At 44.4% G+C, this 26,780-nt stretch carries 26 protein-coding genes; 16 read left to right on the forward strand and 10 right to left on the reverse strand.

Annotation, left to right across the window (positions count from 1 at the left end; all coding sequences use genetic code 11):
- The first annotated feature begins 24 nt into the window (after nt 1-24).
- The 3 genes from G9G53_RS20585 (at nt 25) to corA (ending at nt 3,720) form a co-directional block, all read left to right on the forward strand.
- A complete protein-coding gene (locus G9G53_RS20585; protein ID WP_029517122.1) occupies nt 25-1,473 on the forward strand; it encodes an amino acid ABC transporter substrate-binding protein/permease in 1,449 nt (482 codons plus the stop codon).
- Complete coding sequence (locus G9G53_RS20590) at nt 1,466-2,194, forward strand: amino acid ABC transporter ATP-binding protein (protein ID WP_029517121.1); 729 nt, start codon at nt 1,466-1,468, stop codon at nt 2,192-2,194. Before G9G53_RS20585 ends, G9G53_RS20590 begins: the two co-directional genes overlap by 8 nt.
- Nucleotides 2,195-2,760: 566 nt before the next feature.
- Entirely contained in the window at nt 2,761-3,720 is a 960-nt protein-coding gene (corA, locus tag G9G53_RS20595) for a magnesium/cobalt transporter CorA (RefSeq protein ID WP_029517120.1), read from the forward strand.
- 6 nt (nt 3,721-3,726) lie between these two features.
- Here corA and G9G53_RS20600 read toward each other — a convergent pair whose 3' ends face one another.
- Entirely contained in the window at nt 3,727-4,242 is a 516-nt protein-coding gene (locus G9G53_RS20600; protein WP_165149959.1) for a tyrosine protein kinase, read from the reverse strand.
- 226 nt (nt 4,243-4,468) lie between these two features.
- Between G9G53_RS20600 and G9G53_RS20605 the strand changes: the two genes are divergently transcribed.
- From G9G53_RS20605 to G9G53_RS20635, 7 genes are all read left to right on the forward strand, one after another.
- Nucleotides 4,469-4,759 (forward strand): YerC/YecD family TrpR-related protein, encoded by a 291-nt coding sequence (locus tag G9G53_RS20605; RefSeq protein WP_007428885.1) that lies wholly within the window; start codon nt 4,469-4,471, stop codon nt 4,757-4,759.
- Entirely contained in the window at nt 4,759-5,547 is a 789-nt protein-coding gene (locus G9G53_RS20610; protein WP_165149961.1) for a sirohydrochlorin chelatase, read from the forward strand. Before G9G53_RS20605 ends, G9G53_RS20610 begins: the two co-directional genes overlap by 1 nt.
- 173 nt (nt 5,548-5,720) lie before the next feature.
- Nucleotides 5,721-6,602, forward strand: coding sequence for a diacylglycerol kinase (locus G9G53_RS20615; RefSeq protein ID WP_013308843.1), 882 nt, complete (start codon nt 5,721-5,723; stop codon nt 6,600-6,602).
- Between the two features lie 222 nt (nt 6,603-6,824).
- Entirely contained in the window at nt 6,825-8,585 is a 1,761-nt protein-coding gene (rlmD, locus tag G9G53_RS20620; protein ID WP_165149963.1) for a 23S rRNA (uracil(1939)-C(5))-methyltransferase RlmD, read from the forward strand.
- 13 nt (nt 8,586-8,598) lie between these two features.
- Entirely contained in the window at nt 8,599-8,826 is a 228-nt protein-coding gene (locus G9G53_RS26940; RefSeq protein ID WP_425312655.1) for an N-6 DNA methylase, read from the forward strand.
- A gap of 275 nt (nt 8,827-9,101) precedes the next feature.
- The gene (locus G9G53_RS20630; protein WP_013308869.1) at nt 9,102-10,091 is read left to right on the forward strand and encodes a tRNA dihydrouridine synthase; all 990 of its coding nucleotides are present in this window, start codon (nt 9,102-9,104) and stop codon (nt 10,089-10,091) included.
- Nucleotides 10,092-10,145: 54 nt separating this feature from the next.
- Nucleotides 10,146-10,715: an SF0329 family protein gene (locus tag G9G53_RS20635; RefSeq protein WP_029517112.1), complete on the forward strand. Its 570-nt coding sequence runs from the start codon at nt 10,146-10,148 to the stop codon at nt 10,713-10,715.
- Between the two features lie 198 nt (nt 10,716-10,913).
- On the opposite strand, the gene G9G53_RS20640 is transcribed toward G9G53_RS20635, so the two are convergent.
- Together G9G53_RS20640 and G9G53_RS20645 are read right to left on the reverse strand one after the other, a co-directional pair.
- Nucleotides 10,914-12,338: a pyridoxal phosphate-dependent decarboxylase family protein gene (locus G9G53_RS20640; protein ID WP_238796277.1), complete on the reverse strand. Its 1,425-nt coding sequence runs from the start codon at nt 12,336-12,338 to the stop codon at nt 10,914-10,916.
- A gap of 189 nt (nt 12,339-12,527) precedes the next feature.
- Nucleotides 12,528-13,469, reverse strand: a complete 942-nt coding sequence (locus tag G9G53_RS20645) for an AraC family transcriptional regulator (RefSeq protein WP_069012887.1) — start codon at nt 13,467-13,469, stop codon at nt 12,528-12,530.
- 219 nt (nt 13,470-13,688) lie between these two features.
- Here G9G53_RS20645 and G9G53_RS20650 point away from each other — a divergent pair, with 219 nt between their 5' ends.
- The 3 genes from G9G53_RS20650 (at nt 13,689) to G9G53_RS20660 (ending at nt 17,425) form a co-directional block, all read left to right on the forward strand.
- On the forward strand, nt 13,689-14,708 hold the full coding sequence (locus G9G53_RS20650) for a glycoside hydrolase family 88/105 protein (protein WP_069012888.1): 1,020 nt from the start codon (nt 13,689-13,691) through the stop codon (nt 14,706-14,708).
- A gap of 12 nt (nt 14,709-14,720) precedes the next feature.
- Entirely contained in the window at nt 14,721-16,895 is a 2,175-nt protein-coding gene (gene gnpA / locus G9G53_RS20655) for a 1,3-beta-galactosyl-N-acetylhexosamine phosphorylase (RefSeq protein WP_029517108.1), read from the forward strand.
- 158 nt (nt 16,896-17,053) lie between these two features.
- The gene (locus G9G53_RS20660) at nt 17,054-17,425 is read left to right on the forward strand and encodes a hypothetical protein (protein WP_238437976.1); all 372 of its coding nucleotides are present in this window, start codon (nt 17,054-17,056) and stop codon (nt 17,423-17,425) included.
- A gap of 91 nt (nt 17,426-17,516) precedes the next feature.
- Here G9G53_RS20660 and G9G53_RS20665 read toward each other — a convergent pair whose 3' ends face one another.
- On the reverse strand, nt 17,517-18,455 hold the full coding sequence (locus tag G9G53_RS20665) for a helix-turn-helix transcriptional regulator (RefSeq protein WP_029517106.1): 939 nt from the start codon (nt 18,453-18,455) through the stop codon (nt 17,517-17,519).
- Nucleotides 18,456-18,597: 142 nt separating this feature from the next.
- Here G9G53_RS20665 and G9G53_RS20670 point away from each other — a divergent pair, with 142 nt between their 5' ends.
- Nucleotides 18,598-19,047 carry a VOC family protein gene (locus G9G53_RS20670; protein ID WP_029517105.1) on the forward strand — a complete coding sequence of 150 codons (450 nt, stop codon included), beginning with the start codon at nt 18,598-18,600 and terminating at the stop codon, nt 19,045-19,047.
- A 115-nt stretch (nt 19,048-19,162) separates the two neighbouring features.
- Nucleotides 19,163-20,641 (forward strand): protein adenylyltransferase SelO, encoded by a 1,479-nt coding sequence (locus G9G53_RS20675; RefSeq protein WP_029517104.1) that lies wholly within the window; start codon nt 19,163-19,165, stop codon nt 20,639-20,641.
- Between the two features lie 103 nt (nt 20,642-20,744).
- Here the strand turns inward: G9G53_RS20675 and G9G53_RS20680 are convergent, their stop codons facing one another.
- From G9G53_RS20680 to G9G53_RS20705, 6 genes are all read right to left on the reverse strand, one after another.
- Nucleotides 20,745-21,161 carry a DUF4280 domain-containing protein gene (locus tag G9G53_RS20680; RefSeq protein WP_029517103.1) on the reverse strand — a complete coding sequence of 139 codons (417 nt, stop codon included), beginning with the start codon at nt 21,159-21,161 and terminating at the stop codon, nt 20,745-20,747.
- Nucleotides 21,162-21,166: 5 nt separating this feature from the next.
- Nucleotides 21,167-21,697 (reverse strand): hypothetical protein, encoded by a 531-nt coding sequence (locus G9G53_RS20685; RefSeq protein WP_029517102.1) that lies wholly within the window; start codon nt 21,695-21,697, stop codon nt 21,167-21,169.
- A complete protein-coding gene (locus G9G53_RS20690; protein WP_029517101.1) occupies nt 21,694-22,956 on the reverse strand; it encodes a pentapeptide repeat-containing protein in 1,263 nt (420 codons plus the stop codon). The genes G9G53_RS20685 and G9G53_RS20690 overlap by 4 nt, the downstream gene beginning before the upstream one ends.
- 12 nt (nt 22,957-22,968) lie before the next feature.
- On the reverse strand, nt 22,969-24,384 hold the full coding sequence (locus tag G9G53_RS20695) for a phage baseplate assembly protein V (protein ID WP_165149967.1): 1,416 nt from the start codon (nt 24,382-24,384) through the stop codon (nt 22,969-22,971).
- The gene (locus tag G9G53_RS20700) at nt 24,381-25,061 is read right to left on the reverse strand and encodes a hypothetical protein (RefSeq protein WP_029517099.1); all 681 of its coding nucleotides are present in this window, start codon (nt 25,059-25,061) and stop codon (nt 24,381-24,383) included. Before G9G53_RS20700 ends, G9G53_RS20695 begins: the two co-directional genes overlap by 4 nt.
- Before the next feature lie 165 nt (nt 25,062-25,226).
- A complete protein-coding gene (locus tag G9G53_RS20705; protein ID WP_029517098.1) occupies nt 25,227-26,102 on the reverse strand; it encodes an SDR family NAD(P)-dependent oxidoreductase in 876 nt (291 codons plus the stop codon).
- Between the two features lie 197 nt (nt 26,103-26,299).
- Between G9G53_RS20705 and G9G53_RS20710 the strand changes: the two genes are divergently transcribed.
- The gene (locus tag G9G53_RS20710; protein ID WP_029517097.1) at nt 26,300-26,767 is read left to right on the forward strand and encodes a MarR family winged helix-turn-helix transcriptional regulator; all 468 of its coding nucleotides are present in this window, start codon (nt 26,300-26,302) and stop codon (nt 26,765-26,767) included.
- Nucleotides 26,768-26,780 lie beyond the last annotated feature (13 nt).

Consider the following 26,780-nt stretch of genomic DNA (forward strand, 5'->3'; position numbering starts at 1 on the left):
CCGTTCAACTGACTGGAGGAAATTATGCAAAAATCTAGAAAACTAATAGCACTTATCATTTGTTTGTTTTTTGTGGTTGCCCTGGCCGGTAATTTCGGTGTAGTGGCACATGCAGAAAATAAAACAAAGTATGATATCGGCACGGATACAACGTTCGCGCCTTTTGAGTTTGAAGATGTAGATGGTAAATTCGTCGGAATTGATATGGATTTGCTGGCAGCTATTGCCAAGGATCAGAATTTTGAATATACCATTAAGCCTCTTGGCTTTAACGCGGCAGTGCAGGCCCTTGAAACGAATCAAGTGGATGGTGTCATTGCCGGGATGAGTATTACCGATGAACGCAAGCGGAAATTTGATTTTTCTGAGCCTTATTTTGATTCAGGCGTCGTCATGGCGGTCCGTAAGGATAATGATACGGTTAAACGCTATGAGGACTTGAAAGGGCAGCGTGTCGCTGTCAAAACAGGAACGGAAGGTTATACATTCGCAGAGTCCATTAAGGCCAAATACGGCTTTACTACAGTACCGTTCGACGATTCTTCTCAAATGTATGATGAAGTTAAAACAGGTAATTCGGTTGCCTGCTTTGATGACTATCCGGTACTGGCATACGGTGTAAACCAGAATAACGGCCTTAAGCTGGTAACAGATAAGGAAAAAGGTGCTTCTTACGGGTTTGCTGTTAACCAAGGCAAAAACAAGGAGTTGCTGGAGAAATTTAATGCAGGGCTTGTTAATCTGCGTAATAGCGGGGAATACGATAAGATTTTGGCTAAATACCTTGGCGAATCGGGCAAAGGTGTGGCGCCTGTAGAGACCAGCCGCTGGGGGCTGATTTCCGCTTCGCTGCCTTCGCTGATTAAAGGCATGGGAAATACGTTGTTGTACACACTTGTATCTTTACTCGTAGCCTTTATCCTAGGTTTGGTGTTTGGCTTTATGAAAGTAAGCCATAACAAGGTGTTCCGTGGTATTGCAACTGTTTTCGTCGATATATTCCGCGGTATTCCGCTGATCGTGCTTGCTTTCTTTATTTACTTTGGTATTCCACAGGCACTGGACTTCAAAATGCCACTTTTTGTTGCGGCTGTATTGACGCTATCCCTGAATGCGGGTGCGTATGTAACTGAGATTATCCGTGGTGGTATTCAGTCCATTGATCCGGGACAAATGGAAGCAGCTCGTTCGCTTGGTCTACCCTATCGGACGGCTATGCTTAAAATCATTTTGCCACAAGCTGTGAAAATCATGATCCCGTCGTTTATCAATCAGTTGGTTATTACGTTGAAGGATACGTCCATTTTGTCTGTTATCGGTCTGGTCGAATTGACCCAATCGGGTAAGATCATTATTGCGCGGACATTCCAATCCTTTGATATTTGGCTGGTAGTAGCGGTGATGTATCTTATCGTCATTACAGTCCTGACCAAAATTTCCAACCGTCTTGAAGGGAGAGTTCGCCGTGGGTAAAATTATCGTTAAAAATCTTAAAAAAAGCTATGGTAGTAACCAAGTGCTAAAGGGCATCGACATGCAAGTACGTGAAGGCGAAGTTGTGTGTGTCATTGGCCCCTCTGGTTCGGGAAAAAGTACGTTTTTGCGTTGTATGAACATGCTTGAAGAAATTACCGCAGGTGAGGTCATTGTCGATGACTACAACTTGAGTGACAAAAACGTGGACATTAACAAAGTTCGTGAAAATATAGGTATGGTATTTCAGCACTTCAATCTGTTTCCGCATATGACCGTGCTTAAGAACATTATGTTCGCGCCGACTGAACTGGGGAAGCAGTCTAAGGCAGAGGCCCGGGAAACGGCCATGAAGCTGCTGGATCGTGTGGGGTTGGCCGATAAGGCAGATGCACTGCCAGGACAGCTTTCCGGCGGTCAGAAGCAGCGTGTGGCGATTGCACGTGCGCTGGCCATGAACCCAGACATTATGCTGTTCGACGAGCCGACCTCGGCGCTCGATCCTGAAATGGTGGGCGAAGTGCTTGGCGTAATGAATGATCTGGCGCGTGAAGGCATGACGATGATGATCGTAACGCATGAGATGGGTTTTGCACGCGAAGTAAGCGACCGTGTTGTTTTTATGGACGGTGGTTACATCGTAGAAGAAGGAACGCCACAAGAGGTATTTGGTAATCCGAAAAACGAGCGGACCATTAGTTTCTTAGAAAAAGTATTGTAAGAGGATTAAAAGTGAGGCAGGGTTTGTGGATGTAGGCGGGGATCTCGTTGTAAGACGCTCCGCGTTCCATTTGATCTTTCGATCGCTGTTGCCCCTGAATTTTTTTGGATTGTATAACACATGAAAAGGTTAAAATACAGGGGCAAAGGCGAACGCTCCGCTTCTCCAGATTCAAATGGACCGCTACGCTACGGCTCGCTGATTGCCCTTTTCGTGCCATGAGCCTGCCTCACTTTTGAATGAGTGGGTGCAGGGGAAGAGGGCGCGACGCAGCTCGGTGCTTGCTGCGCCGAGGGGCGAGGTAAGCCTCCGACCGCTTAGTGGCTTATGATGTTTATTTTCATAAGTGAGGATTTTGCAAAATTCTGAAGTGGAAGGCTTGCTTTGAAGATAAGAACTGCTCTGCACGAGGATAAAGGATATCTTGGGACGGCTTGTTGACCCGGAGATATCCTTTTCTTATTTAGTGTATGGGAATGTAGAGCTTGAGATTTGTATAATGCTGATTGGCTTATATAAAATATAAATGACATATCAGACGGAAGTGTAAGCGAGGGGGACGTACGGTGATACGTACATTGGCTATAGGTCATGATCATCAGGTAACAGTGGGAAAACCATTGGATCAGATCGTCATGGAGGATTACATATGGATGTGGGTAGATTTTAGCGAGCCTACAGATCGCGAGACGGAGCTGCTGACAAGTTATTTTCATTTTCACCCATTGGCTGTGGAGGATTGTATGCATGTTCTGCAACGTCCCAAATTGGATTATTACGAGGATGTGCAGTTTCTGGTCGTGCATGCGCTCGATGTAGATACGTTAGCTGCGGAAGAAGTGGATATGTTTATCAGCGCTCGTTTTTTGGTAACATATCACCATCATGAGTTAGAGGAGCTGGATCAAGCCTGGGAGCGGATTGTCCAGCATGCGAATGAACGCAAAATATGGTCGCGAGGACCGCTGGCTGCAGCCTACACGGTGATGGACAAACTGGTAGATAACTATTTTCCGAGCCTTTTTATGATTGAGGATGAATTGGCTGAGCTGGAGGGCTTGGGCGGTCGCGAATCCGTAGAGGAATTAATGAAGCAGGTGTTTGACCTGCGTGGCAGGCTGCTCAAGCTGCGCCGTACCATCGTACCTATGCGTGATCTGATGTACCGAGTTTTGAATTCGCAGCATGTGCAGGGCCAAGGAGATCATATGGCTTATTTTACCGATATATATGATCATTTATTGAAGCTGACAGACATGCTGGAGGCCGACCGCGAGATGACAGCCGACCTGAGGGACAGTTATATATCGCTCAATTCCAATCGCATGAATTCAATTATGAAGACGCTAACCGTAATTACGACTGTTTTTATGCCCTTGACGCTGATTGCAGGAATCTATGGTATGAATTTTTCGAATATGCCCGAGTTAGGCTGGAAATATGGATATTTTGGCGTACTGTTCTTCATGTTTTTGTTGAGTGTTGCCATGGTGGTCTGGTTTATGCGCCGAGGCTGGTTCAAATAGTATAGTCTACTTTCTTGTGCGTTTGCGCGGACGTCTGCGCGGGGTAGTGGTACTTTTGCGCTGTGTCTTTTTCCGGCGTCGGCGTGGTGGTGTATATTCATCCAGTTCCTCAGTAATTTGCGTTGTAGATTTTTTGCTTGCGTTTTTGTTGAATGCTGGGAGCGAGCCCATAATCAGTTTTGCCATCGGAGCAAATTGCTGCACGCTAGACATGATCTTTTGTACCTTGCCGACCGTAGCAACAATCCCGTCAATACCGCCCATACGGTCAATAATACCTTTAATATCGTTGAGATTACCAAGATTGCCAAGGCCGCCAAGCAGTCCTCCTTTGGCAGGGGCGGGGTCTGGCGTAACCACGGCAGAGTCTGTTATACTCGCTGGCGCCTCGTAAGGAACCAGTGCGGAGGAATCGACTTGCGGAACCTCGCTGTATGGATCGAGTCCAGGATAAGGAGATGAACTATACGGATCGGAAATGGCACGCGTTTGCGCCCTCCGATGATAGTAATGTCCAGGCATGAGATCACATTCCTTTGCAGGTTGATACTCTACTGTATGTTACAAACGCACAGTGGGTTTAGGCGCGTGTCCCGAAATCAGGTATAAAAGCGGATTTGGGCATTCGTACGGTATGTTTCTATGATCATAATGTTGTTCTGTAATGCGTGAAACCGTTAATGCTTGAAAAACTGACTATTCCTCAGGTACAATGAGGAGAGATCGTAACCTTGGGAGATGATAATCCATGCAGCTTAAAAAGCTTAATGATAAAAGTATTGATCAATTGTTCGAAGCTATTTTAACTCTTAAAAATTTGGAAGAATGCTATGTGTTTTTTGATGATCTGTGCACGATTAACGAAATTCAATCCCTCTCCCAACGTCTAGAGGTTGCCCGTATGCTAGGCAAAGGCAGCACATATAATCAGATTGAAGCAGAGACAGGAGCCAGTACAGCTACCATTTCACGTGTTAAACGTTGTCTGAACTACGGTAATGACGGATACAAAATGACTCTGGAACGTCTGGGACGCTAATGCGGAGCCCTGGGATACTGGTCATCAGCCATGGCTCTAGGGAGCCATATTGGGTAGAACAGGTGGATCAGGCAGTTGCAAAGCTTCATTTGCCGGAAGAAATACCGGTAGAGGTTTCATTTTTGGAAACGGTTAAAGAAAGATTGATTCAAAATGGTATTGACCGTCTGGAAGCCTTGGGTGTAACAGATATATTGGTTATTCCTTTGTTTGTGTCATCAGGTAGTACGCATGTAGATGAGATTAGCTATGCGCTGGGTGTCAAAGATGCGCCGGACAAAGAAACAGATTTGGAGCCGTTTCGATTGAAAGCGCAAGTGCATTTTGGTAGCCCGCTGGATGACGGAGAAGATGTTGCTCACATGGTGTGGGGCAAGGTTCGCCCGCTATCAGCCGACCCTGCGAGAGAGGTTATTTTACTCGTAGGTCACGGCAGTGTGCATAACGGCTTTTTTCAGCGCTGGGAGCAGGGGATTTCTTCGTTGGCCCGTACGGTGCAAAACGTGAGTGGTATCATCACGGACTACGCTTTGCTAAATCCCGAGAGTGTGTACGACAAGGCAGCGTACTGGAATCAGGATCGGGGTCATGATGTTATTGTGGCGCCGCTATTTTTGAGTTCGGGATATTTTACAAGTCACATAATTCCTAAACGCTTGCAGGGGCTCGAATACCGTTATTCGGGAGATCCTTTATTGCCGCATCCTTTGCTCACAAGCTGGATAGACAGGCAAATTCATGAATTATTGCAAAGCATGCAGAAGCAAGCGAGGTCAAGTAATAGATAGTCTGGTTCGGCTATAACGTCATTTCAGCCTTAAATTTCCTTATTTGGGCGAAGTCTGGCTTCTTTTATTGTAAAAGAGGTCTTTTTCCAGTATGATGATATTTTGTACAGACTGAATATGATGAACTGCGATGTGAATATAAATATCATTAAATATACGGGTGGCGTAACGGAATGAAAAGAGCTAGATTAATCTATAATCCGACCTCTGGGCGTGAGGAAATGAAGCGTCGTCTTGCGGATGTTTTGCAGCGCCTGGATGAAGGTGGTATTGAAGCCTCTTGCCATGCAACTACGGGTGAAGGGGACGCAACACGTGCGGCAATAGAGGCCATTGAGCGTGGGTATGACATGATTATCGCCGCTGGTGGCGACGGTACATTGTATGAGGTCATTAACGGCATGGCTGAAAGAGAAAACCGCCCGCCCCTAGGTGTGTTTCCTCTGGGGACGACGAATGATTTCGCCAGAGCACTGGGCATCCCCAAGCACTGGGAGGATTATTGCGACCTCGTTATTCGTCAAAATCCGAAGCCACTGGATATCGGAAAAGCGAACGACCGCTACTTTATCAACATTGCAGGCGGGGGAACTTTAACCGAGCTTACGTATGAAGTTCCAAGCAAGCTAAAGACGATGATTGGCCAGTTGGCGTACTATTTTAAAGGTATGGAGAAAATGGTCAGCCTTGCTCCACAGGAGCTGATCATCAAGGCATCGGGTCAGGAAGTGATCCACGACGAATTTATGCTTTTCCTGATTGCGAATACGAATTCGGTGGGCGGGTTTGAAAAGCTTGCTCCTGGGGCGACAATAGATGATGGACTGCTTGACGTCATCGCTGTGCGGAAATGCAATCTGGCGGAAATGATCCGATTGGTAACCCTTGCGCTGCGTGGTGAGCATTTGCAGGACAAGAAGATTGTTTATTTCAAAACAGATTACATGGAAGTGACCTCACCCGGCTATGTCCAGCTTAATCTGGATGGCGAACTGGGGGGCACTTTGCCAGCGACCTTCCGGAATTTACCTCATCATTTGAATGTTTTCCGGTGAGGAATGATGAGGAAATATTTCTGCTTCCGGACGGCAACGCAATATAGTATATGGAATGCAGAGTAGGTAGTTGTTTTTTTGTGTGAGCATATTGGTTCTTGCCGTTCTCCGTGGGGAGTAACGGCATTTTCGAGTTGATGTTTGTATGTTTAGATGACCGTTCAAATTAGACGTACGAAAGAAAATACCGCATAAAAAGAAGATCAGAAAGAAGTGACATTCATGACGAATAACCGTAGCGGACGTGGAAAAAGCCGCCGGAATGCAGCAACAGCAACTCCTGTTCAAGGAAATCAGCACCAAAACACTATGAAGGCGACAAGAGAGAGCGAACCAGAACAGTCTCAAGTTAGAGCTGGAAATGGGCTACTTCAAGCCGAAATCAAACATAAAAATGGAAATGTGAATGAAAATATGAATGATTCGGATCGGAAGAAGAGAAAGAACGGACGAGATACTCGTCGTTCTTCCAACGGTAGACGAAGTCATGATGCTTCCAATCGTAACCGGTCTAGTGTAGAGCGTAGCGATCTGCCTGTACAAAAGAACGATGAGGCCGTGATAGACATCATCGGCATGAACCACGATGGCGAGGGTGTAGGACGTGTCGAGGGTTTTACGCTGTTCGTTCCGGGTGCATTGCCAGGTGAAAAGGTACGGGTCAAGGTGCTGAAAACGAAAAAGCAGTACGGCTATGCCAAGCTGCTGGATATCGCGCAGGCTAGCCCAGACCGAATTGCAGCTCCGTGCGCCATCTACGATCAATGCGGTGGTTGCCAGATCCAGCATATGAGCTACGAAGCGCAGCTGGGCTGGAAGCGGCAACACGTGGTGGATGTGCTGGAGCGTATCGGGAAGCTGAGTGTGGCTACAGATGGTGAGGCCGATACAGCCAAGGCTTCTGATTCGGCCATGAATGCGGATGGAAATGCCGACAGTATGTCGCGTGTACAAGGCGTAGTCGTGCATCCTACGCTTGGTATGAGTGAGCCTTGGCGATACCGCAACAAAGCCCAGGTGCCGATTGGTGTTACCGAGGGTGGGCTTGTCGGCGGTTTCTATGCACGTGGCAGCCATCGAATTGTGGATATGAACACCTGTCTCATTCAGGATGAGCGTAATGACGAAGTTGTCGCACGTGTGAAAGAGATTGGCCGAATGCTGGGCATCAGTGCATATAATGAAGAAACCGGACGCGGGCTACTGCGCCATGTCGTTGTAAAGACCGCTTTTCGCACGGGTGAAATGATGCTGGTGCTCGTCACGAATGGGCGAGATATTCCGCATGCAGATGCGTGGATCGGCAGTATCCGTGAGCATATTCCACACGTGGCAAGCATATGCCAGAACGTGAATACAAAGCGAACGAACGTTATTTTTGGCGACGAGACTCGTGTACTGTGGGGACGTGACGTGATCTATGACTACATTGGAAACGTCCAGTTTGCGATTTCCGCGAGATCCTTTTATCAGGTGAATCCCGTACAAACGGAAGTGCTGTATAGCAAAACCGTTGAATATGCCGGGCTCACGGGCAAAGAAACGGTAATTGATGCGTATTGCGGCATTGGCACGATTTCTTTGTTCCTCGCTCAGCATGCGGATCAGGTGTATGGGGTGGAGATCGTCAAAGAAGCCATCGACGATGCACGGAGTAATGCGCTGTTGAACGAAATGCGCAATGTGAAGTTTGAGGTAGGCGCGTCCGAGGACGTCATTCCTGCATGGAAAGAGCAAGGGATCACAGCTGATGTTATCGTTGTCGATCCGCCCCGTAAGGGCTGTGATCCACGCCTGCTCGACACCATTCTGGAGATGAAGCCAGAGCGCGTGGTGTACGTATCCTGTAACCCAAGCACACTGGCGCGGGATTTAAGGATATTGGAGGATGGCGGGTATATTACTGTGGAAGTGCAACCCGTAGATATGTTTCCGCATACGGTGCATGTGGAGTGCTGTTCACTATTGGTCAGAAAAGATTAATAGTTGAGGTGTATTGGCGTTTGAAAAAGGTAAAAATCAAAACAAACTTACTGATAAAAACATCAATAAGATTATCGAAACGTACCGAAATCGTGTAGATGTTGATAAATATGCTCGTGTGGCATCAGCTGAAAATTTTAGGTATTCATGTGTAGAAATTGACGAAAAGGGTCAAGGATATTATTCCTCGGCTCTTTTTTTAAGCTATTCGCATGGGAACGGCATAGGCTGGGGGAAGTAATGCCGTGCAGTATTTCTATGAACTGCGGCGCAGTACGTTATAGAAGATGGCAAGGAGGGGCGGGCGCTCTTCCTTTTTTTGCGAGTCTTTTGGGGAGTATGCTCCTCTATTGAGTATGATATACTCATTTAGATGTCTATGCTTAACATATACTGCCGTTTGAACTACGTTGCTTAAACATGTTATATGTGAAGAAGAAGCAAGGACATGAACAGGTTAGCTTTACCATTTTGGGACCAAAGATTTGTCCTGGTATTTATAGAGGAGTTTTTGATATGACGAATAATTTTTGGCGTGATTTGCCACGACCTTTTTTTATACTGGCACCGATGGAAGATGTGACGGATGTTGTGTTTCGCCATGTCGTAAGTGAAGCAGCCAGACCGGATGTGTTTTTTACGGAGTTTGCGAATACAGAGAGTTATTGTCACCCGGAGGGGAACAAAAGTGTACGCGGGCGTTTGACTTTTACAGAGGATGAACAGCCCATGGTGGCCCATATCTGGGGAGATAAGCCGGAATATTTCCGTGAAATGAGCATCGGTATGGCGAAAGAAGGCTTCAAAGGCATCGATATTAATATGGGTTGTCCTGTAGCGAATGTAGCCGAGAATGGGAAGGGAAGCGGCCTGATCTGCCGTCCCGAAATCGCAGCGGATATCATTCAGGCCGCCAAAGCCGGGGGACTGCCCGTCAGTGTAAAAACAAGGCTCGGTTTCACTACCGTAGACGAATGGCGCGACTGGTTGACCCATATTTTGAAACAAGACATTGTGAATTTGTCCATTCATCTGCGGACAAGAGAGGAAATGAGTAAAGTAGACGCTCACTGGGAACTAATTCCGGAGATTAAGAAACTTCGTGATGAGGTGGCACCAGATACACTGCTGACCATTAACGGAGATATTCCGGACCGTCAGACCGGCTTGAAGCTCGCTGAGCAATATGGTGTGGATGGCATTATGATTGGGCGTGGTATTTTCCAGAATCCATTTGCGTTTGAGAAGGAGCCGAAGGAACACAGCAGTGAGGAATTGCTTGAACTGCTACGGCTTCATCTAGATCTCCATGATCATTATTCAGCGCAGGAGCCACGTTCGTTCAGCCCTCTCGCCCGCTTCTTCAAAATATATGTCCGTGGATTCCGAGGGGCAAGTGAACTCAGAAACAGCTTAATGAACGCCAAATCAACAAGTGAAGTGCGTACATTGCTTGATGAGTTTGGAAGCAAGGATCATGATGAGGTAGAGGAACGTGGAAATTAAATTGCCAAGTTGGGAGACGGGCTGTTAGTAGGCATTGAAAACATAGGAGGATATATGTCCTGGAGTAAATTGAAGCAACAACTGGAGAGCTTCCGCTGTCCTGCGTTAGACGGAAGAGTCGAATACCGAGCGACCAGTTACCGTTATTTGCCTGATAAGTCTGGAATCTGTTATATAACTGTAGATAAGAAGAACATACTCAATATGAATGATATCACTAGTTCGATCAAATGGTATCAGACGGAGTTGGAAATCAAGAATGATCCAGATATCCAAGTTCCTATCAGCAATGAAGACATTGAAACGGTCAGAAAAGATACTAAGGGGAACGTTCCCGAGGAGCGTCTACAAGTAATTGCAAGAGGTAGAAAAATATCAGAACATGCAAAGGAGCTTTTCTCAGCACAGGCCTCATTAAGCAAGTCTAATTTTAATATTGTAGCTAATAAATTTTTAACTACTTCTATAGAGGAAAGCTTAGAGAGTAATGATATCTTATTGAATATTCTAGCTTTAGTGGACAGACGAGTTGGAAAAAAACGAATATTAAACATGACCGAGAAGATGAAGTTAAAGCATCCCATTGTGCAGTATTTTTATGAACTACGGCGTAGTACGTTATGAAAATAAATAACTTTCATTGATGGGGGCACGTCGTGTCAGGATTAAGTGCTGTTCATTGTTGCTGCATTGCACATTGGCAAATAATTTGGATGTCTGGGAAAACAGCAAAGAGGGGCGGTGTGCCCCTCTTATTTTCGTAATGCTGAGCATTTTCATTTATTTACAGAAAGTGTAGCACTTCATTTTCATAATTTATCATCATAAAAAAACTTTTCTCTCATTCAATGATCTTGCTATATTCGATAAAAGCTGAATTGTATTCCTTATCTCATCTTCCGTAGTGTCTGGGTGAATTGCACAGATTCGGAGAACCGTTTTTCCATTAAGTTGTGTTGTAAGCACAGAGGCGTATCCGTTTGTCGTCATTTCTTGGGAGATCCTTCTATTCAGTGAATCTAATTCTTGCTCAGATAATCCAGTTGGCGCATATCGAAAGTTAACAATCGCTAACTTAGCGGGGGATACAATTTCCCAATGATTATGTTTTTTGATTTCATCTTCAGCCCATTCTGCGAGTTGAACTCCATGCTCTATGGCTTCACCGACAGCATTAGTTCCTAAAGCTTGTAGTGTCACCCATAGTTTCAAACTTCGAGCAGGCCGCGTTAATTCAGGACCCAGATCCCAATAATTAATATGTTCTTCATTAGTCTCGGCATCTTTCAAATATTCTGGATGTGTGCTGAAGCAGTTTCTGAGCTGTTGATTTTCTTTGGCTAAAACTACGCTACAGGAATATGTCTGCATTAACCATTTATGTGCATCCCAGGTAATGCTATCTGAACGCGATATTCCGCTCAAAAGGGGCTTATATTTCGAAGAGGCCAAAATCGATGCACCGTAAGCTCCATCCACGTGTAACCAAATGTTATGTTTTTCACATAGGTCAGCAATATCGTTTAGCGGGTCAATGCTTCCTGTATTGGTTGTGCCTGCCGTGGCAATGATCGCAAAAGGTTTCATGCCAGTCGCCTGATCATCCATTATTTTTTTCTCTAAGGCTGAAACATCCATACGAAAATTTTTATCACTTGGAACCTTTCTGATTTGATCACTACGGAATCCGAGGATGCGTAGCCCTTTGGCGACCGATGAATGAGTTTGATCTGAAACATAAGCAGTTCCAATGGCATATTCCTGCTCGGATAACCTTGCATTGCGTGCAGCCGCTAAAGCGGTCAAATTCGACAGCGATCCGCCCGACAGAAATAAGCCTCCAGCAGTATTGGGATATCCTGCTTGGTCACACATCCACCGTATCACTTCCCCCTCTAAAAGGCTTGCGCTCGAACTCAGCATCCAGCTTCCGGCATGGGTATTATAGGCGCTAGTCATGATATCTCCTAACCACGAGTAAAGAGACATTGGACCAGGAACCAATGCGAAAAAGCGAGGGTGTTGCATGAAGGTTTGGTGAGGATAGACGTTTTTCCTCATTTCATCGACGACCTCTTGTATCGGTCTTCCTTTTTTCGGAAAACCAATTCCCCTTAAATGAGCTATTGTATCCCCATCTGCAGTGTTGATTACTTTTTGAGATCGAATGTTATTGTTTTCTGCTATAAATGAATGTATGAACTGCTCAATAATCTCACCTAATTGTTGATTTAGTTCTTGATTCATCATAAGCATCTCCTTTGTTTAACTTCAACCAAAGTATAATATAACATCTGTTGTCATATTGTGAGATTCACCGATTTCATCATTACGTTTATTTTTAGGCTCCACATGCAGACTATATTTATATGGCTCAGGTTTAATCCATATTCATGATGTTGAGTTCGTTTTATCAAGTTTATTTCTGCTGTTATGCTAAACCCATCCCGTAAACTCCAGTATAGACGCTTTCGCAGATTGCGCTTCAGATTGTGCCCCTTTACGCCATTCTTTTGGCGGCTTTCCCATAAGCCTGGAGAAGCAACGGTTGAAGCTGGAAATGGAGTGAAAACCGACTTGTTCGGAGATCGAAAGAATAGAATCCTCCGTGCTTTTTAACTGCTTGCAAGCCTCTTCGATTCGGGTGCTGTTTAGGAAATCGAGAGGCGACGTCCCCATAATTTCATGGAATTTTCTTCGAAAATGAGTTGTACTTAAATGGCACAGGTCGGCCAAAAAATCCATCGTAATGGGGTTCATATAGTTTTTCGTGATGTATTCCAAAACCGGAGAAATGACAAAATCGTTTTTCAGGCTATGCTCTGTTTCTTGATCTGCCAACAGTTCATTCCTGGAATGAATTCTAAGGAGTTCTATGTAAAGGGATAGCAATAAGCCATAGGCACTTTCCTGATAGTAAGGATTCTGCTGTTTTAATTCTTCTACGATCGAAGTTGCAAGTGTATAAACCTTGGGATACTGCTCCTTATTCAATATACAGTTTTTTCCCTTCACCACCCACAAATTTGGTTCGAAGTTGCTGTAAGCACTTTTAAATGAATGTTGAAAGAGATCCTCTGGTGAAAAAAAGATATAAGACCACAGACTGGCTGTATTTGGCGAACTATACGTGGTATGAGGAAGATACCTGGGGATGAAGGTCACATCGCCGGCTTTGAAGGGTACAGATTCTCCTTTGATCTCCATGACGCCGCTATCTGAATAGCATATACCAATCTCCAAATGGTTATGGAAATGGAGATGCTCACTTTTAATATCAGAAATCTTCCAACGTTCACCGCTTAATAGCAAGACAGGGAAATTTATGGGCAAGCTATAGTGTCGATATTCTATAACGGGCTTCTTTTTTCTGGGCATATTCAATACCCCCATGACTTTGGTTTTAACCAGCAGATATACATCAGGATTTTGTAAAATCCTCACATAAATGATTGGAAATGCGCAGTTTTGTTGCGAATATGCTTAGATGGAGACTATTTTACTGCGTAGAATGGAATAAGTAAAGCGTTTTCAAAATAGTGACGAACAGCTCTCAAGTGCTTTTGGGAGCGTGGGCGCTAAGAGAGGGGAATAAAGATGCTTCAATTGGTTTGTGACAAGGAAGAGATATTAAAAGTTATCGACAAAGTCGTCAGAAAAACCATGACGATGGATTTAACGTGGGATTGGCCCTGCGGTGTGGCTTACTATGGTGTATCCAGAGCCTATACGAAAACAGGAAATAAAGAGTATTTAAATATGCTTGTGCAGTGGGCGGATGAATATATCGAGCTGGGTCTGCCGCACTGGACGGTAAACACATGTGCTATGGGCCATATGCTGATCACGTTGTATGAAGAAACAGGAGACCCAAAATATTGGGATATTGTGATGAGCAAGGTGGATTACATCCAAAACAATGCTCTCCGGTTCGGAGACCATGTTTTGCAGCATACGGTATCCGTGGCTAATGATTTTCCAGAACAGGCATGGGCGGACACATTGTTTATGGCGGCATTTTTTCTGCTGCGTGTAGGAACCAAATTAAAGGATGAGGCAATGATCCAGGACGCCTTAAATCAATATTACTGGCATATCAAATACCTGCAAGACCCTAGTAGCGGTCTCTGGTACCATGGCTACAATAATGTCAAGCAGGATCACATGTCCGGATTTTTCTGGGGGAGAGCGAATGCTTGGGGAGCATATACCATGTCGCAAGTCAAAATTCATTTAAAAGACTGGTACTTGTATCCGCAATGCATGGACGTAGAGTGTTCGCTTCGGGATCAACTGGCGGCACTAAAGGGTGTTCAAACGGAGAATGGTTTGTGGCGGACGGTACTGGATGACGAGGAGTCCTATGAAGAAGTGTCGGCATCTTGCGGTATCGCGGCGGCCATGATCAATAACGGCAATCCGCTGCATACCAAATACGTGCAAAAGGCATTGGAGGGCATCTTGAACCATATTAGCGAGGACGGTCGGGTACTAGGTGTGTCGGGCGGCACAGCGGTTATGAAAGATCGGGATGGGTATCGCAATATTCCAAAGGACTGGATTCAGGGCTGGGGTCAAGGCCTGGCATTGGCCTTTCTGTCTGATATGTTGAATTAGGAGGGAAGCAAGTTGTCCAAACAAACTACGGGGAACTTTACACTACCGGGAGAATCCGGTTATGAGGCGCTGACCCTGAAATTAGCTGAACGGTGGGGTGCCGATGTCATCCGTGATAGTGACGGCACGCAATTGTCCGATGAGATTATTAACGCTGGGTACGGCATATATTCGACAATCTGTATCATCAGAGATCATAATGAGTGGGCGTCCCGTAATCTGGATAAGCTGCAGCAGTGTTTTTTAATTACAAATCCAAAGGTAGCTGTACAAGATTATGTGTCCATCTATCTGATGGAGGATTTTTTTGCTGAACAGTTCAAAGTGAATGATTCCAAAGAAGCGTTTAACTATTGGCAGGTTTTTGACAGAACGACCGGAGAGGAAGTTCCAAGAGAACAGTGGAATTATGAAAGGGAATCCGGAAATGTGGTCATTACCGGAATTGTTCCTTGGCATAAATACACGGTAAGCTTTATGGCCTACCGGATCTGGGAAGAGATTTCCATGTACAATCACACCACGAATCATTGGGACAAAGAGCATTTGATGCAGATTGATCCTATCTATGCAGAAACGCAACAATATCTGCTGGATTGGATGGAAGATTGGTGTCTTCATCATAAGGAAACCACGGTTGTTCGGTTTACCTCCTTATTTTATAATTTCGTCTGGATCTGGGGCAGTAATGAGCGCAATCGCCATCTGTTCTCAGACTGGGGTTCATACGATTTTACGGTAAGCTCAAGGGCGCTTGATCTGTTTGCCAAGAAATACGGGTATTCGATGACTGCCGAGGATTTTGTGAATGGCGGGAAATACCGCGTCAGTCATATCCCGGCTGAGCAGCGCAAGCTGGATTGGATGGCATTTATCAATGATTTTGTAATCGAATTTGGCAAGAAATTAATTGATATTGTGCATAAGCACGACAAGCTGGCCTATGTTTTCTATGATGACAGTTGGGTTGGCATGGAGCCTTACAATGACCGTTTTCAAGAGTTTGGATTTGACGGGTTGATTAAATGTGTATTCTCAGGTTATGAGGCGAGGCTGTGTTCAGGTGTAAAAGTGAATACACATGAGATTCGGCTGCATCCTTACTTATTTCCGGTTGGCTTAGGCGGGCTTCCGACCTTTATGGAAGGGGGAAACCCCACGCTGGATGCCAAAAAGTATTGGATTAATATCCGGCGCGCCTTGCTGCGGGAGCCTATTGACCGGATTGGGCTGGGGGGATATTTGCATCTTGTAGAGCCTTACCCGGATTTTTGTGACTATATCGAAAAGATTGCCAATGAATTTAGAGAAATTAAAGAACTACATCATGAAGGCAAACCCTATCAAATGAAGACGAAGGTAGCTATTCTGCATAGCTGGGGGAAATTGAGATCGTGGACCTTGTCCGGCCATTTCCATGAAACGTATATGCATGATTTGATTCATGTCAATGAAGCTTTATCTGGATTGCCGGTTGAAGTGCAGTTCATTAATTTTGAAGATATCCGTCAGGGAATTCTACAGGATTGTGATGTAGTGATCAATGCCGGCTCTGCTGGTTCAGCATGGAGTGGTGGGGAGTACTGGAATGACAACAAGTGTGTGGACTTACTGACCCAATGGGTTTATGAGGGGGGTACCTTTATTGGCATCAATCAGCCTTCGGCGGTAGAAGGTCACGACAGCTTTTTTAGAATGGCGCATGTTCTCGGACTGGATGAGGATACAGGCTCCAGGGTAGGTCATGGAAGATGGACATATGAGGTTAGGGATGAGTATGGTTTGGTGCCTGAGGGGGCAAGTATAACGCCAAAGAATAGCATTTATCTTACGGATGGGTCAGCTGTGGTAGTGGAGGAAGCAAGTGGTATGATAACACTGTCTATACATGCCTTCGGTAAAGGAAAGGGAATTTACCTTCCTTCATTCGAATTCAGCTGGGAGAACACAAGATTGCTGCTGAATATGATTCGCTTTGCGGGCAATGAGTTACATGAAACGAAGTATATTACGGATAACCTATATACAGAGTGTGCTTATTATCCAGAAAGTAAAATGTTGGTGGTTATTAACAATAGCGATCAACTTCAAAGAACGACGGTTGATACGGAATATGGCAAACAAACGATGGAATTAGATCCGTATGACACCATGATCACTCGTATTGGCTTAACAAAATCGGTATAGAAACGGAAAATAATAAGAGTAGCGGTGTCAAGCCCTCCTTTATTTAAGGAAGGGCTCTTTGTTTTAGCACCTCCAGAAAATCCAGCCAATTTACCGGGGATTTTGTCCATTCAAAAGTATCTACTCCATCATTAACTATAAGTAAAACAATGAAGGAGATGATTTCTTTGAGAAAGGCAACCTTAATGAAAATTAAAAATGCGGAAGCCAAGTTGGGAAGAAAGTTAAAAAAAAGAAGTCACGTGGTTATGAATCTTAAAAAAGCCATTCGTGTAACTCAACTTGGAGATGGATTTGCGCGTTTCACTTTCGCTGCGGTTACTATCCCCCCAAATAGCTTTAGAAGCACTACGATTAACGGTAACGCCTACAATCTGATTAGCGGTTCATGGATTTTCTCTGGAAATCAGCAAGGGTTTCTTCTCGATAACTATTCTGCGGCGGAAGACAGATGGTTCTTTACTGCATGGAATCCAACTGGATTCACAAGAACGGTCTCCTATGCTGTTATCGCCAAACGGAAGCCATAATTCAAATGTCATCGTTAGCAAGGAAAAGGAGCTTGATCCTTCTTTTCCTTGCTAAAAGGTAGAGGAAATGTTGAACAAACCTTCGATGATCTTATAATTTTTGATAGTGGTTCAAGAGATGCTCAACTTTTTCTTTAATAATCTGTTTTAAAGATTCAGGCTTCACAGATCGTACATAATGACCATATCTCATAAAATAATGAGCGATAAACTCTTCTTCTCCAGGATTATAGAATCCCTTAATGACTGTCTTATCACCATTTTCTATTTTCATAGAGGGATAATGTTCTTTATAGAAAATGTCCTTCGCTTGTTCTACAATCTCTACTTCAAAGTCAATGCTCTTCTCGGATTGATACATTTCTAATGAACGATTAAGGAGCTCATCTATAGAAAAGTCAGAATTGCTCTCCTCTTCTTCTATTAAGGTTATTCGATCACATCTGAAAACTCTATATTTATTCGTATTTAACTCTATGCCAGTAGCATACCATTGACCAAACTTAGCGGAAATTTTGAAAAATTGAATATAGTAACTTTTTTTCTGATTATTTTTTACATATTTAACTTTACAGGTACTCTCATTAAGAATGCTTGTTAGAATTTTATCTAAATAACGACTAACATGAGTATGCTGATATACTTCAAATTGTAAGACCTTTTTCATTTTATGAATCTGGTCTATTTGTGTTTTAGAAAGACAGTGTTCAAACTTTTCATTGAGTTTATTAATACTTAAATGAAAGGGGGTGGATTGATAAGCTTCTAACGTCAACATTGCAAAGTACAGAGCATATACTTCATCCATCGTGAAAATAATGGGAGATAACAACCTATTTTTTAAGATACCATATCGCCCATGTCTGCCATGTTCCGAAAAAATAGGCATACCTAATTGTTCTAATGAATGAATATCACGTAGAGCTGTACTTTTTGAAATATGGTATTTATCCATCAGGTCATTTAAATTAAAGAACTCTCGACTGTTTAAGTATCTGATCATATCATTTAATCTTTCTGATTTCTTCATCTAAACCTCCTTATAAAGGTGTCATGTTTTGATACCTTTTTATATGATAATAAGCTTAAGGGAATATATCAAATTCATAAGATATCTACCTGAGGATTTTACAAAATCCTGACTAAGATTATATATAAAGGAGATTGATATCATGAGTGCAACACTGGAAGTAGCTATTTTCTTATCCATGAACGGAAAGGCAAAGGAAGCTATGCATTTTTACAAAAAACACTTCAACGCAGAGGAATTGTTTCTGGTTACCTATCAAGACATGGCCCAACGTGACAGTTCCATACAGATTACGGATGAAAATGAAAATTATATTTCTCATTCTGTCTTATCCATCGGAAAAACAAAAGTAATGATAGCAGAAGATACAATGAATCCCAGTGAAAAATATACAGTTGGTAATAACACTTCATTATGTATTCAAAGTGCTGACTTAGAAGAAATTAAACATTTTTATCATAGCTTAATTACAGATAATCGCGTGAAAATTATCGTGCCTTTATCTAATAATATGTTTAGCCAAGCCTACGGTATTATTGAAGACCCGTTCGGTATTCAAATACAATTAATGTTTGATAATCGATTACAATAAAAAGGTTGTTAAAAGCTAAAAAGCACAATAGCATGGTGAAAAGTGGATAATAAATGGACAGAGGTAAAAACTAAAAGGGGAAAATCCAAGATACCACAGCAGAAAAGGAGACACTATGACGGAGAAAAAAGAAATAGCAGATCAAATAGGGTGGAACTTCGATAACAGTTATTCTCGTCTGCCGGAATCCATGTTTACAAAGCTCAACCTAACTCCTGTCCGCTCACCAAAGCTGATTATTTTTAATCATCCGTTGGCAGCATCACTGGGGCTGAACGGTACAGCGCTGCAAAGGAATGATGGCGTAACGGAGCTGGCCGGCAACCAGGTTCCAGATGGAGCCGCACCTCTTGCTCAAGCTTACGCAGGTCATCAATTCGGGCATTTTAACATGTTAGGAGATGGGCGTGCTCTGCTGCTTGGCGAACAGATCACTCCCTTGAGTGAGCGGGTTGATATTCAGCTCAAGGGCTCAGGCAGAACGCCATACTCCCGCGGTGGTGATGGCCGGGCGGCACTTGGGCCAATGCTTCGCGAATACATCATCAGTGAGGCGATGCATGCGCTGGGTATTGCTACCACCCGCAGCTTGGCGGTGGTATCCACGGGTGAGTCGATCATCCGGGAAACCGAGCAGCCCGGTGCCATTCTGACCCGTGTGGCTGCCAGTCATATTCGGGTCGGAACCTTTCAATACGTCTCAGCATGGGGCACGTCCCAAGATCTCCGTACTCTGGCTGATTATACCTTGGAAAGACACTACCCGGAAGTTGCCAATGACGAAAACCGTTACCTTTCACTGCTACAGGAAGTGATTAAGCGTCAGGCCGAGCTGATTGCCAAATGGCAGCTGGTTGGTTTTATTCACGGGGTGATGAACACCGACAATATGACCCTTAGCGGAGAAACCATTGATTATGGTCCTTGCGCTTTTATGGATACCTATGATCCTGAGACGGTATTCAGCTCCATCGACAGGCAGGGCCGCTATGCTTATGCCAATCAGCCGCATATTGCTGCGTGGAATCTCGCGAGATTTGCTGAGACGCTCTTGCCACTGCTGCATGACAACAGGGAGCAGGCTGTCACACTGGCTGAGGATGCAATTTCAGATTTCGCAAAAATATTTCACCATCATTGGCTTGCGGGAATGCGGGCGAAGCTAGGGATCTTTAACGAAGAGCAGGAGGATGAATCTCTTATTGAGGAGCTTCTGAATATCATGCAGAAGCATCGTGCCGACTACACCAATACCTTCCGTGCCCTAACTTTGAACAAGCTGGAGGATACGGTTCTGTTCAGCACTGAGGAATTCACCCAGTGGCACGAGCAGTGGCAGGCGAGACTGGACAGACAGCAGGAATCGCAAGATTCATCGCATCAGCTGATGCGCAGCAGTAATCCTGCTATCATCCCACGCAATCATCGGGTAGAAGAAGCACTGGAAGCTGCGGTGGAACGAGAAGACTACCGGGTGATGGAGCAGCTTCTTAAAGTTCTTTCGAACCCTTATGCTTACTCTACCGAACAGGAAATGTACTCTACATTGCCAGAGGAATCCAACTGCTCATACCGAACCTTTTGTGGTACCTGATGCGGGCGAACGATTTGAAGATAACTTATATCATGCGTTGGTGATGAAGATAGCCAATCTCTCACCAACGCATTTTGTTTTTATTTTGGTAGGCTGCAACTGATTAATCCAGCTCCTGACCGTCATTTTCGATCTGTATGTGTCCGCAATAAAGACATTGATGCGTACAGTTCTGCGTAAGAGCGGGCTGGCCCTCGATGCGCATGTCACTTTTCCCGTTCAGCCAAGGCATCGTAAGGACAGGAATACACGGAGCCTTTTTCACCCCATAAATATCGACCATCTCACTGGCTTGCACAGCCGGATTCAGCGGACTGGAGCAATTTCCAAAAGATTTTATGTTCACTCCAGGCACATAATCTCCAATATTCATCTGGGCTTTATTTTTGACATACACCCCGTGGCTAAAAGGGCGCTTCAAACGCGTAGGCTGTGTACCGTAACTACAGCTTAAAATCGCACCTGCCACGACATAGCTTTTTTTCGCACCTGACCCAGGCTGCACACTTGCTTCTTCCATACGGATTATTCCTCCTTTGTGGACATCTCCACTTTTTGCACACGAACACCTGTAAATGGACGACGCAGCAGACTTTCCGCTACCGCGAGATTGATATAGATATGAGCTTCCAACAAGCCGGCGATCCGAAATATAGACGATTGGATTTTTCCGTGTTTAAGTACCAACTGCTTCAAGGTATGGTCAGGATACCACTCGGTTTGTGAGGAAAGACAATCCACCACAGGTGGACGCAATATCCAGTACACATCCTGCCTGGCCTTCTGAAAATCGGTAAGTATAGCGACCTTCCATTCCAGCTCCGGCATATATTTTTCCAACAGGACTTTCATGGAGTCTGAAACCAGTGGCAAAGGGAACTCCAGAAAATCCGGATATACGGTTCGTGGATCTGTATGTACTGCTAAAAACTGGGGAGTGTCCTCCGCCTGAATGGTATGACCCGAAAGGAGTTCTTCCACCTGCAAGGGAGACAGGGGCGCAGTCTCTACCCGATGCTTTACGCGCTCGTCCACCATGAGTCGAAAATATCTCATTTACCCCCACTCTCCTTACTCACTGTATCTGTTACCTGTGTAGCCAGGGGTGCTTCTACAGCAGCAAGACCAATGGCTTCGCTTAGTTGGATATCTGTAAAGATTGCCCGGTGTAGCTTTGCCCCTGTAAAATTAGCTTTTACTAAACATGCACCTATAAACGAAGCGCCAGTAACATCGGCTCCTACAAAGCAGGCACCTGTTAGATCCGCGCCGTTAAATAAAGCTCTTTGCAGCGCGGCATCTTGGAAAGTAGCTCCTTGAAGCTGTGCATGTTGAAAACGAGCTCCCTGTAAATTAGCTCTTGTAAAATCCACTCCATCCAATCCTAGCGGTTCCCAATCCAGCCAAGCATCCGATCCATATTCGCTATTGCTTATAACTTCGTCCAGCACAGCCTCTTGCAGGGAACAGCCACGGAAATCGGCTCCGTGAAGCAGGCTGTGCGAAAAGTCGGTTCCATCTAGCTGAGCTTCTTGCCATACCGTGCCTACGAGGATACAGTGATGCAATCGGCTTTGTTGCATCCCGATCTGGCGAAAGACTGTATAACGAAAATCCAAGGAACTGTAATCTCCATCCGACAATTGCACTTGAGACAGTGCTTGGTAGCTGTAGGCCGATCCTTCTTTTTCCTCCAGCCAAGACTTTATGATGTTAGCATCCACGGGTCTTCGATCTTCCCGGTACACGGAGACACTATGATCCATATACTCTCCGACGCGAATCTCAAAAGCTTCTTCACGATCCAACGCCTCAAACTCTGGTAGGTGGACTGCTTGCTTCATAGCCTGACGAACCAGACTAACGATCATCGTATGAAGATATCCCGCTGCTTCCAGCATGATCTGCTCTAATTCAAGTTCGGAAAGGGAGACTTGCTGGTTCAAGGTTTCAGCCCCAAGTTGTTCATGTAATTGAGTCCAATAGAGAAAAATCCAACTTGCATCGTATTCCAACTGAACGGGCTCAGCATCAAGCATCCATAAGGCATCCGTAGCTTCAACAAGATAAACGGGCTTCTGTTCAAGCCATGTGGTGCGCAGCATGGAGTAGGTGATGTAACCGATATGACCTTTACGACCTGTGAGTTGCTTTTGCCGAACCAGCTCACAAAAGGCGCGAAAATGTTCTACTATATGCTGTAATCGTTGTGTTTGTGTTGATTTACATTTCAACGCCCATTCTTTGCGAATGAGAGACCAAGCCTGTAGAAGAGCTGCTTGTTGCTGATCTAACACATCTGTTTGCTTTTCCATTGCTAATCATCCTTAATTTGACTTCACTTCGCTGCCTTTCATATCCGCTGACCCGCTTAATTCAATATGACTGCCGTTACAATCCATACGGAGCTGACTACCTGCGGACAGACTCATCGTCTTTCCCGCAGACAGGCTGAGATTGCCTCCCGCCGAAATATTCACTTGCTTGCTGCTGGTGATATGAATGCCTTCTTTATCATCCAGTTTGATGTAAATAGCGCCGTCCTTGGCTGTAACGACCAGTTCATCCGGTCCCAGCCGAATTTCCTTACCATGCGGGGTACGCCATATTTTCATTTGTGGATTGGAAAAATGGTTATGCGTACTCTTGCGATCTGCCCGTCTCACCGCACTACCTGCCACGCCGTCTTCTTCCCGACTACCGGGGAAATAGAGAGAAACGGAATCGCCTTTTTCTGGCATGACGTACCAGCCAGTATGGCCACCGCCACTGTAAACAGTAGAATAGTTGAACCAGTGTGCTTTGCTTGCGTCTTGTTGTTCATCACAATCCAGATGAATGCGTACCTGATCCTGACGTACGTCCAGTACAACACCGCTTAATGAGGCTCCTGCCAGCTTATCCTGGTAGTAGCTTTTTTGCCGAAATCCCTGGTAAGAACCCAACACATACTGATGCCGCAGCAGTCCTTGACTCATGGCGGTGTAGGCTTCCATGACATACAGGTTATGCCCCTGAAAATTCAACTGAGCGCCCAAGTCGAGTACCTCATCCGTTTCTACCTCATAAAAAATAAAATCGTGTTCACTCAGTTTGGTCTGTTCATTTTCCTGAAAATAACGAAAAGGAAGCAATTGCTTACGTACGGTATAACGGGTATGATCCAGTATCGCCTGTGCAGGGCTGTCCTCAATACCAAAATAAAATTTGGGACTGTCAAAACGGGCTACAGGCATCAGACTCGTATGATAACGGGAGGCTATGCGTCTTAAAAAAGCCCAGTCTGTCTCCTGATACTGAATGGCAAGCCGCCCGATGGCTTCTCCCCCAGTAGCTCCGTCGATCACATCCAGTCCTTCATAGTCCTTACCTATGTGCTCCAGCATTTGAGGAATCGTCATTTTCGTATACTGAAAAGAACGAGTACGCTGCTTCATGTCCATCCGGTACGTATGGGAAATAGCTTCCACCTCCAGATAGTACACACCTCGCACGACTTTTACCTCGACCGAGAGGGCAATCCCACTAAATAGCGGTTTGCTTGCGCCAGACTCATCTTGTTGACTGACTTCAATGATGGTATTTTTTTCTGTCGTTTCCACGTAACTGTCTTGCAAGTCTTCGGGGATAACACCTGTAAAATAAAGCCGAGTATGCTCGTTAACTTTTTTCGTTAAGGTGAGCTCTTCTAAGTCCATTTGTTCATAAGGGTGAATGTGAATTTGATCGTATCCCAGACTCATGGTGTAGTCATTCCTTTCTCATTTGTAGAATAGGTGGAGGGTGGAAGGACAGAAAGGGATTGAACCCAGTATTCTGCTACAGGTAACCAGATTTCGAGATCTACCTCCAGACAGCTAAAGGAACCTATGACAACTCGTCCATTGTGGATGAAGAATAGCATTTCGTTGTATAGATTACCGTCGATCCCCGCCGCCACAAAACGAATCTGCCCAACTGAAAGTCCGGAACCGTTGATAACCATTTCGGTACCTAACCAGTTGCGAATCGGTTGTACAGACCGTAAAATATCCGCCATTTGCTCTACAAAATCGGGCAGCTCTTCCGCTTCCAGAGCAGTATCTGTAGGATTAAAAGTGATATTGATAGTCTCCTCAGATGAGGTATAAATGACCTTTGGTCGATGCTCTGAAGGATATTTGATTATAGCTTGCTCCATTGGCATAGGAGTAAAGGACTTGGGAATGTAGAAACCAATTTCTCCGTGTAGTATTGTAATGGGCTCCAATGCGAGATAATCGTTTTCAATATGAAGTAGCTTTGTTTCTTCAAACATGGAACCGTACTGTTCCGATTTCTGAGTTTGAGCTGGAATGGATTTCACATTATCGTTATTAGCTGTCTTCCGATCCACCATTTTAGCTTTGAGGCTAAGTATATGCTCGTCTAGATAGTTCATAGGAAGCCCCCTTTTAGGAAAAATACACGTTTGTACTTGAATATGTAAAGATGGAAGGAGATATTTAAGTACAGAACCAGCATATGTATTTATCGGTTAAAAGAGAGATTTAGTTTACAAAATGAACCATTCGTTGGGGGGCATTATTTGATAATAGCTCCTATTTCATGCCATAACCCCTTTTTGCCGTAACAATTCGGTAGTAGTACTCCAAAGTAGGCGTTGCATCTTGCTATCCCCACCAGGATATGTCGGCACAATCGGCTTACCAGTGCCAACATTAAAATATCCACCTGTCACTTCTCGATATTGAGATTCTGTTGCTAAACGAATAATAATTTCTGCTCCTCTTCGTGGGTCTCCGATGTGCAAAGCGTTCAATATTTTTGCAAGTACTGAAGAAAATCCTAACTCACGGCCAAGGCCGGTAACGTTAAATCCTGGATTAAGTGCGTTAACTACGATTCCGGTTCCATCCAGCTGACGTCCAAGTTCTTCTGTAAACATGATATTAAGAAGTTTAGTCTTTCCGTATATCTTAGATGAGCCTCTTGCGGTAAATGCAGATATATCTGTTAAATCCTCCGGTAATTTTAATTCGCCATGGTTGCGTGACGCTTCAGAAGCCACATTGACGATCCTAGCATTTGTGGATTCCATGAGTGAATTGAGTAGGGTATGCGTTAACAGCCACGGGGCAAGATAGTTTACGGCTATCATTTCTGCCAAACCCTCTGAGGTTATTCGCTGTTCAAATCCATGTAATCCAGCATTGTTCACTAATACATCAATCTTTGGATAATTAGCTTTAATTTCATCACCAATACGCCTGACATCTTTCATAAGAGACAAGTCCCCGAAAAAAAAGTCTACCTTTGTACTTGGCGCCAGATCTTTTAGAACATTTTTAGTCGTTTCAGCACGCTTTTCATTTCTGGCTGTTAAGACTAGATGCGCTCCGCGTTGGGCTAATTCAATTGCTACTAATTGTCCAAGACCGTTAGTAGCACCAGTGATTACAATAGTCGGGTATGTCGACATATACATCATCCTCCTAATTCTCGATCCAATTACATTCTTATTCATGCTTACGCTTTAAGGTTGTAGATGCTTTATACTGTAGATCTTCTGCTTGACACTTATCAAAGCCGAAAATATGATTGATATATATCAAGTATATGTATTTTAATTGATATATGTCAAATATATTCGAACTCATTCAAATAAGGTGGAGACATATGGATCATAAAACTCAACATTCAAATTCTACAAGAGAGCAATTAGAACTGAATCTTGGTGAACAACTTAATGCACTTATAAGCGCGTCACATGCACTCAATGTAAGAACAGCGGCACTTTTCGATCCATCATTACAACCTGCGGCTTTTCTGATCGTACGCTGCCTTCTTTCGTACGGTCCGGCAAGCGCTACATTTTTGGCGGAATCCACCGCTATGGATCGAAGCTCTGTCAGCCGACTTGTTACTCAGCTTAAACACTTGAATTATGTAAAAAGTGAAACTCACCCTGAGGATCGTCGGGGAGTGTTAATATCCCTGACAGCTAATGGTCGTGAAAAAGCCCTAGAAGCTTTAAAAGAAAAAGAAAATGAGTTTTATCAACGTATTTCAACATGGGAGAATTCCAAACTTGAAGCGTTTATTGGTATGCTGAATTGTTTTAACGGTCAAGATTGCGAGGAGTAATGATTCGACATAA

It is taken from the genome of Paenibacillus sp. EKM206P (genome assembly GCF_011066155.1).
GTDB classification, from domain to species: domain Bacteria; phylum Bacillota; class Bacilli; order Paenibacillales; family Paenibacillaceae; genus Paenibacillus; species Paenibacillus polymyxa_D.